Annotated in this window: 1 protein-coding gene; it reads left to right on the forward strand. The window is 64.8% G+C overall.

Annotated features, from left to right (window positions below; genetic code table 11):
• Window positions 1-420, forward strand: a 420-nt coding sequence (locus I6F38_RS43500; protein WP_225164728.1) for a TonB-dependent receptor, incomplete at both ends; no start/stop codon positions are given.

The raw sequence follows: 420 nt of genomic DNA on the forward strand, positions 1-420 counted from the left end.
CCCTGCCGGCCGGTGACCTGTCCTTCGCGACCGGTTACGAGCACCGCGAAGAAGACGCCGAGTACAACCCGGATGCACTGCTGCAGTCGGGCCTGAGCACCGACCTGGCCGGTGCGCCGACCGCCGGTGGCTACAAGCTGGACGAGTTCTACCTGGAACTGAACGTGCCGATCCTCGCCGATCTGCCGTTCGCCAAGGAACTGTCGGTCGACATGGCCGGCCGTTACTCGGACTACAACACCTTCGGCGACACGGTGAACTCCAAGTTCGGCCTGAAGTGGAAGCCGATCGACGACCTGCTGGTCCGTGGCACCTATGCCACCGGCTTCCGTGCGCCGACCGTGGCCAACCTGTACGGTGGCACCTCGCAGAGCTTCGACAAGTACACCGACCCGTGCGACACCTTCTTCGGTGCTGCCG

The sequence above is a fragment of the Bradyrhizobium sp. BRP56 genome (genome assembly GCF_020194035.1).
Lineage (GTDB): Bacteria > Pseudomonadota > Alphaproteobacteria > Rhizobiales > Xanthobacteraceae > Bradyrhizobium > Bradyrhizobium australafricanum.